The organism is Thalassobacter sp. (genome assembly GCF_982993085.1).
Map to the genome: position 1 here is coordinate 1 of NZ_CEZFMW010000090.1, position 7761 is coordinate 7761.

The following is a 7761-nucleotide window of genomic DNA, read 5'->3' on the forward strand; positions in this document are numbered from 1 at the left end:
ACGTCGTCGTGGTCGGCGCCCAATGGGGCGATGAAGGCAAAGGCAAAATCGTAGACTGGCTGAGCGAGCGGGCGGATATCATCTGTCGCTTTCAGGGCGGTCACAATGCAGGCCACACGCTTGTAGTAGGCGAAACGGTTTACAAACTGCATGCGCTGCCTTCGGGTGTTGTGCGCGGCGGCAAGCTGTCGGTAATTGGTAACGGTGTCGTTCTCGACCCGTGGCATCTCCTGCGGGAGATTGAGACGATCCGCGCCCAAGGTGTTGAGATTTCGCCTGAGTCGCTGATGATTGCGGAAAACACGCCGCTGATCCTGCCAATCCATGGTGAACTTGACCGCGCCCGCGAAGAAGCCGCGAGCAAAGGCACCAAGATCGGGACAACGGGCCGCGGCATTGGACCCGCTTACGAAGATAAAGTCGGTCGCCGCGCCGTGCGCGTTGCCGATCTGGCTGATGACGCGACGCTTGTAGCCCGTGTGGACCGCGCATTGCAGCACCATGATCCGCTGCGCAAAGGTCTCGGGATTGAGGCCATCGATCGCGACGCGCTGATTGCTGCGCTGCGCGATATTGCCGGAAAAATCCTGCCCTACGCCGCGCCCGTCTGGAAAGTGCTCAACGAGCAACGCAAAGCCGGCAAGCGCATTTTGTTCGAAGGTGCCCAAGGCGCGCTGTTGGATATTGATTTCGGGACGTACCCGTTTGTGACGTCTTCCAACGTGATTGCGGGTCAGGCGGCCACCGGCGTGGGCATTGGTCCCGGCTCGGTCGATTATGTCCTTGGCATCGTAAAGGCCTATACCACACGCGTCGGCGAAGGCCCGTTCCCGACGGAGCTTGAAGATGCCGATGGTCAGCGTTTGGGTGAACGCGGCCATGAGTTTGGCACAACGACGGGGCGCAAACGTCGCTGCGGTTGGTTTGATGCAGCCCTTGTGCGGCAGACGTGCGCAGTGTCTGGGGTCACCGGAATTTCGCTGACGAAGCTAGACGTGCTGGACGGGTTTGAGACGCTCAAGATTTGTGTGGGTTATGATCTGGACGGCACGCGGATGGATTATCTGCCCACCGCCGCCGATGAGCAGGCGCGTTGTGTTCCAATCTACGAAGAAATGGACGGCTGGTCGGAATCGACCGAAGGTGCGCGGTCTTGGGCGGACCTGCCTGCCGCTGCGATCAAATATGTGCGCCGGGTCGAAGAGTTGATCCAATGCCCCGTCGCGCTATTGTCCACTTCGCCGGAGCGTGATGACACCATTTTGGTGACGGACCCCTTCGCGGATTGATCGCATCGCCCGAATGGGCGTGTCACATTTGCCATTCGGGCGCGCCTTTGGGGGCGTCCAAACTGCCCTAAGGAGTGCCCCATGGCCCTGAGCTACAAAGCCCGTCGTCGTTGGTCGTTGGTCATCCTGCTTGTCGGGTTGCCTGCCTACATTGTCACCGCGGTGACAATTGTGAACTGGCTGGAGCGCCCGCCGCTTGTGGTGGAACTGTTCGTGTACATCGCCCTTGGCGTCATCTGGGCGTTTCCATTCAAGTCCGTGTTCAAAGGGATCGGTCAGGCCGATCCTGATGCGCAGTCCAAGGACTAGGCCCGCGCCCATCGTGGCTGTCGCACATTAAATCTCGAAAAAATGGCGGAAGGATCGTAAGGATCCCTTCCGCCAGTTTGTTTGGAACGAGCTTCCAAAAGCGTGAGGGGGCGCCTTGATGCTGCGCCCGCCTTTTATCCGTGGGGCGCCGCAGTTGGCCGCCCCGGTGGGATTAGCTTGCGGACCGTTTGGCCGCAGGTTCCGCGTAGCGCGATGTCCGTGTCAGTTCGAACGAGCCGCGCTTGATCTTCTTGATCGTGCCATTGCGCAGAAGTTGGCCAAAGCTGCGCAGGCCCTCTTCGCGGCTGAATGTTTCGTCTGCTTCCATCGCAAGGTGCAGCAGTTTGGGGCGGGAAAAGCTATCGCTGCCTTGCACAAGCTGACTGTACGCGGCGGCGGCTTCTAGGATGTCGACAAGTTCCTTGGCCCCCAGTTCTGTTGCAAAATCCTCAAAATCGGATCCGAGTTCGGCGCGGTCTGCACGATCTTGGCCGGCGGCCGCAGCGACCGAGGCAAGCGTATCACGATCTGTTTCGAAGCTGTCCGTCATCGCGCGGCGGACCCGGCGGGGCAGAATTTTTCCGCCAATAGGCTCTGCAGGTGGGGTGTCGCCATCATTGGTTTCGTCGGGCGAGGGGGCTGCGATATTTTCAAAGCCCTGATCCTGAGGCTCATCGTCCAGATCGTCGAGGCTGTCCTCGTCCGACCCGTCGTCTACGCGCTGCTCGGACACAAGCACGAGGGGAGCGCTATGATCTGGCTGCACGGTTTCTGCGGTTTCGATCTGTGGTTCGGGCATCCGAGGCTCTTGGTCTTTGACGGCGTTGGCCAAATCTTCGCGGTAGGCTTCGGTTTCGTCGCTCTGCTCGGGTGGCGCCACGGACGGGGCGTCGGCGTTGCGAGCAGCGACAGCGGCCTTTAGGTGCGAGATATTTGCATGTGCCCGCGAAGTTTCTGCCCCGTCGAAGCGTGTTTCTGTGGCGTCGAACAGGCGCTCTAGATCTGCGGCATTGTTCATTGCCGTCGCAGGCAGGGCCTCGGCCCGGCGTTTGGCGGTATCGGCTTCGATCCGGGCCAATTCTGCTAGCATATCGGCCTCATCCTCAGGGGAAATCGTGTCATTTTCGACCGAGACGTTTGGCTTGGAGATCTGCATTTTGGCGATGTCTTTTGCGGATTTGAGGACCCTTGTCACGATGGCGCGCGCGATGGGTGCGGGCTTGGCGATCGGAGCGAGGGGGACTGTGTCCTCAATCGTTTTGATCTGGTGGCCATCGTCGATAGTGTCGTCATCAAAATCAGTGACCTCAAAACTGTCCTCGATGATGTCATGCTCAGCCTCAGCCTCAGCCTCAGGCGTTGGTGTGGTGTGGTCATGGGCCAGCAGGGCGGCGATGGTGTCTTCCGCATTTTCGGAGATATCCTCGGCGTGCTGATCCTCGGAATAGGTTTCGATAAAGGCGTCTTCGTCCTCGGGGTCGGTATCTTCGGCGACGACTGCGCGGATACGGGCTAAACGTTCGGCCACGGTCGAGGTGTCCTCGGATGTCTCGGGCGCTGCCTCTTCAGTGATTTCGATCTCGGCTGTAGCCTCTTCGATGATGGCTTCATCCGCTACGTCTTTGGTCGCGTCCTCTGCCTCTTCGAGTGCTTCAGGCGCTTCGACAGTGTCTTCCTCAACCGCCTCAATATCCTCGGTGACCTCTAGCTCGATCTCAACATCGGCAGTTTCTTCGATCTTTTCCGTGATCGGCTCGGGGGCGTCAGTCACTGCATGTGTGGGCCGTAGTGTCACGGCATTGTCGCCCATCTGCGCAGAAACGGAGGCTTGGGTATTCACCTCAGCAATGTGTTTCAGCATGTCGGCGTCTAGCTTCGGAGGCTCTGCCCCAAAGAAACGATCCTCTGATGCGAGGTTGCGAAAATACTCGGAAATGTCTTTCATGGTAGAGAAGGGATCATCAAACCCCTCCAAGGTGCATGAAAATGTGCCATAAGACACTGTGAGAATTTTGCTCGCGTTGACCATTTCTTGCTGCACTTTCTCCCCGGAATGTCCGAGGCTATCCATACCTTGTCAACGATTGGTTAAACAAAACGATTCCAGTTAAAAGGCGACGCGTTTGGGGCGATTTCAGGATGATTAACCACAAATTAGGCATAATTGCGGCGTCGAAAGGGGCTCTGTCTTATGATTGTAACCAGTGAAGCTGGGGTCACCTTGGTGGGGGGCGCACCGATTTCGGCTCAGATGTTGCGCCTGTGCCTTGAGCGTGCGCCCACCTTGGTCGCCGCTGATAGTGGCGCGGGCCGTGCGCTGGAGCTTGGGCATCGCGCAATCGCCACTATCGGAGACCTCGATAGCCTTGGCGCAGACGTGCGCGCACGCCTACCAGCCGACAGCCTGCACCCCATAGCGGAGCAAGACACAACGGATTTTGCCAAGGTTTTGCGTAACGTAGAGGCGCCGTTTTTGTTGGGGATCGGGTTTACCGGCGCTTTGCTGGACCACACTTTGGCCGCCCTGACCACGCTAACGGCCCACAAGGGCGCGCCGTGTGTCCTGGTGTCTGATCATGAGGTGATCATCAACGCCCCGCGGACGTTGTCGCTGAACCTGCCGCTGGGCACGCGGGTATCACTGTATCCTTTGTCGCCCGTCTCGGGGCGGTCCAGCGGGTTGGAATGGCCGATTGAGGGTCTGACGCTTGGGCCGCAAAACCAGTTGGGCACGTCCAATCGCGTGATCGCGCGGGACGTACATTTGGAATTTGATGCGCCCGGAACGCTCGTGTTCTTGCCGCCAAAGATGTTGGATGCAGCACTTATGGGCTTGGGCATTTCCGCTCGCAGCCCCGGCCCGGGCGGTTTATAGAGAACGCGCTTGCCACCTTTTACCCAAGGATTCTGCCGTGCCTGCTGATCTGAACCCCATCGAAAAAGCAAAATATGTCTCCGCGCGCCGGGCGGTTGATTACGTTGAAGACGGGATGCGCGTCGGATTGGGCACCGGCTCAACGGCGGCGTGGATGGTGCGCTGCTTGGCTGAAATGGTGCGCAACGACGGGTTGAACATTACGGGCGTGGCGACATCGACCCGGACGGCTGAATTGGCGACTTCGCTGGGCATCAAGGTTGTTGACCTGAACGAGGCCAAGTGGCTGGACGTCACAATCGACGGCGCAGATGAGTTTGACGACAACTTGACCCTGATCAAGGGGGGCGGTGGCGCGCTGCTGCAAGAAAAGATCGTGGCCACGGCCAGCGATAAAATGGTCGTGATTACGGACCCCACCAAGCACGTCAAAACGTTGGGTGCGTTCCCTCTCCCGGTTGAGGTGATCCCTTTTGGTTGGCAGACGACCCAGTCGCTGATCGAAAAGGCGTTGATCGACCTTGATGTAGATGGCCGCAACATCACGCTTCGTCTCAACCAAGACGCGCCGTTCCGTACCGATGAGGGTAATTTGATCCTTGATCTGCACCTAGAGCGGCTAGAGGATGCCCGGCAGGTGAGCCATGTGTTGAACCAGATCCCGGGTGTTGTGGAAAATGGGTTGTTTATCAACCTGTGCGACGTAGTGATCGTAGGTGCGGCCGATGGCAGTGTGGTTGTGCGCGACATTAATAACGGCACAGTGACCGACGAACAGATCACCGTGAATGAGAACGACAATATCTTTACAGATGTTGGCGGCTGAGACTTTGGAAGGAACTGCAATGGCGTTTGACTATGACCTCTTCGTAATCGGAGGCGGGTCGGGTGGTGTGCGTGCAGCCCGTGTGGCCGCAGGCGAAAACGGCGCCAAAGTGGCTCTGGCGGAAGAAAGCCGGTACGGCGGCACCTGTGTGATCCGGGGCTGTGTGCCCAAAAAGCTGATGGTGTTTGCCTCTAGCTATGGCAATGTCGCACAGGACGCAGGGGCCTATGGCTGGGACGTCACGCAGGGCGGTTTTGACTGGACCAAGTTCCGAACCAAGATGAACGCTGAGCTGGATCGGCTTGAGGGTGTCTATCGCTCGCTGTTGAAGAACTCTGGCGTTGAAAGTTTTGATCAACGCGCCAGGGTCAAAGACCCCCATACCGTTGAGCTGGCCGATGGCCGGACATTTACCGCCAAGCACATTCTTCTGGCTATGGGGGGGCGTCCGGTGCGCCCCGACATGCCCAATGCGCATTTGGCGATGGTGTCGGATGACATCTTTAACATGCCTAAGATGCCCAAAACTGTGCTGATCGTGGGCGGCGGCTATATCGCCTGTGAATTCGCCTGCATCCTGCAAGGCTTGGGCGTTCAAGTGACGCAATACTACCGCGGTGCGCAAATTCTGCGTGGCTTTGATGATGAGGCCCGGGGCCTGATCGCTGAGGAAATGCGGACCCAAGGGATTGATATCCACACCGGGGCCAACGTGCTGCAAATGGCGCCAGAGGCCGCTGTGACAGCCGCAGGCGGTGCGGATGCTGCGATGGCCTATCCAGCGGGCGAGACGCCCGTGATGACCGGCGATGGTGACGGCCCGCTGTGGGTCAAATCCACCACCGGCCACGAGGGCGTTTACGACGCTGTGTTCTTTGCCACGGGTCGCGCGCCCAACACTGATGGCATGGGACTTGAGCAGGTCGGCGTAAAGCTTGGCCGGGCGGGGCAGGTCGTGGTGGATGATTATAGCCAGACCGATGTGCCCTCAATCTTTGCCATTGGGGACGTGACCAATCGGGTGAACCTGACGCCGGTGGCCATTCGCGAAGGCATGGCCTTTGTTGAAACCGTGTTCAAAGGCAACCCGACCAAGGTTGATCATGAATTGATCCCATCGGCGGTGTTTACACAGCCTGAAATGGGCACCGTTGGCCTAAGCGAAGAGGCCGCGCGCGATATCGAACCTGTTGATATTTATTGCACATCTTTCCGTCCAATGAAGTCTGCCTTTGCCGGTGCGCCTAATCGTGTGCTGATGAAATTGGTTGTATCCAAGGCGACGGATGTCGTGCTGGGCTGTCATATTGTGGCGCCAGACGCAGGTGAGATGATCCAACTTGCAGGGGTTGCCGTCAAAATGGGGGCAACCAAAGCAGATTTTGACCGCACGGTTGCTGTTCATCCCACGATGTCTGAGGAAATCGTGACCATGAAGAACCCGGTGCGGAGCGCCTAGTAAGGGCTTGAATATTCGTCCTTCGACCACAAGTTGAAGGACAACGCTAAAGAGATAAGACGACAAAAGGGGAAGACCTGTATGGCTGGGAATAACGGCGGTCCTTGGGGCGGCGGAGGCGGCTCTGGCGGCGGTGATGATGACCGCGGCGGCAACCGAGGCGGGGGCGGACGCCGCCCCAATGGCAATGGTGACGGGCCTCAAATCCCTGAAATTGATGAGCTGGTGAAAAAAGGCCAAGAGCAGTTGCGCGTCCTGATGGGCGGCAAAGGCGGCGGCGGCAATGGCCGTGGGCCATTGGGCGGCAGCGGTGGCCCGATCTTTACCAAAGGCACCGTCGGGTTGGCGGCCTTGGCGGCTGTTGGTCTGTGGGTCTATGCCTCGCTTTATACGGTGCGTCCTGAAGAACAATCCGTGGAGCTGCTGTTTGGTGAATACGTGGCCACCGGCAATTCGGGTCTGAACTTTGCGCCGTGGCCTGTTGTCCGCGCCGAGGTGATCCCGGTGACGACAGAACGGACTGTTGATATCGGCACAGGTCGGGGTCAGGCGGCGGATGCTGGTCTGATGCTGACGGGTGATGAGAATATAATCGACATCGACTTCCAGGTCTCCTGGAACATCAGCGACCCGCGTGCCTTCCTGTTCAACCTGCGCGACCCGGAGCAATCCATCCGTGCGGTGGCCGAATCTGCGATGCGCGAGATCGTGGCGCAGTCTGAGCTGGCCCCAATCCTGAACCGGGACCGTGAAGCCATTGCGCAGCGTCTTGAGGAGCTGATTCAGTCCACTCTCGATAGCTATCAGTCCGGTGTGGCGATTTTGCGTGTCAACTTTGACCGCGCCGATCCGCCCGAAGAAGTGATTGACGCCTTCCGTGAGGTGCAGGCCGCCGAGCAAGAGCGTGATCGTCTGCAAAGCCAAGCGGACGCCTACGCAAACCGCGTGCTTGCGGGCGCGCGTGGTGAATCTGCGCAGCTGTTAGAAGAAGCCGAAGCCTACC

At 58.7% G+C, this 7761-nt stretch carries 7 protein-coding genes; 6 read left to right on the plus strand and 1 reads right to left on the minus strand.

All coding sequences use genetic code 11. The annotated features are described in order from the left end of the window. Together AC4GMC_RS13185 and AC4GMC_RS13190 are read left to right on the plus strand one after the other, a co-directional pair. Positions 1-1289: adenylosuccinate synthase (locus AC4GMC_RS13185; protein ID WP_487877885.1), on the plus strand; the 1289-nt coding region annotated here is incomplete at its 5' end. Between the two features lie 81 nt (positions 1290-1370). Next, on the plus strand, positions 1371-1598 hold the full coding sequence (locus tag AC4GMC_RS13190; protein ID WP_487877886.1) for a DUF2842 domain-containing protein: 228 nt from the start codon (positions 1371-1373) through the stop codon (positions 1596-1598). Positions 1599-1770: 172 nt separating this feature from the next. Here AC4GMC_RS13190 and AC4GMC_RS13195 read toward each other — a convergent pair whose 3' ends face one another. Beyond that, on the minus strand, positions 1771-3543 hold the full coding sequence (locus AC4GMC_RS13195) for a hypothetical protein (RefSeq protein ID WP_487879133.1): 1773 nt from the start codon (positions 3541-3543) through the stop codon (positions 1771-1773). A gap of 246 nt (positions 3544-3789) precedes the next feature. Here AC4GMC_RS13195 and AC4GMC_RS13200 point away from each other — a divergent pair, with 246 nt between their 5' ends. The 4 genes from AC4GMC_RS13200 to hflK all read left to right on the plus strand — a co-directional run. Next, on the plus strand, positions 3790-4473 hold the full coding sequence (locus AC4GMC_RS13200; RefSeq protein WP_487877888.1) for a thiamine diphosphokinase: 684 nt from the start codon (positions 3790-3792) through the stop codon (positions 4471-4473). A gap of 37 nt (positions 4474-4510) precedes the next feature. Further along, positions 4511-5299: a ribose-5-phosphate isomerase RpiA gene (rpiA, locus tag AC4GMC_RS13205; RefSeq protein ID WP_487877889.1), complete on the plus strand. Its 789-nt coding sequence runs from the start codon at positions 4511-4513 to the stop codon at positions 5297-5299. A 19-nt stretch (positions 5300-5318) separates the two neighbouring features. Continuing rightward, positions 5319-6758: an FAD-dependent oxidoreductase gene (locus AC4GMC_RS13210; RefSeq protein ID WP_487877890.1), complete on the plus strand. Its 1440-nt coding sequence runs from the start codon at positions 5319-5321 to the stop codon at positions 6756-6758. 81 nt (positions 6759-6839) lie between these two features. Next, on the plus strand, positions 6840-7761 hold a 922-nt coding region (gene hflK, locus AC4GMC_RS13215), incomplete at its 3' end, for an FtsH protease activity modulator HflK (protein ID WP_488093785.1).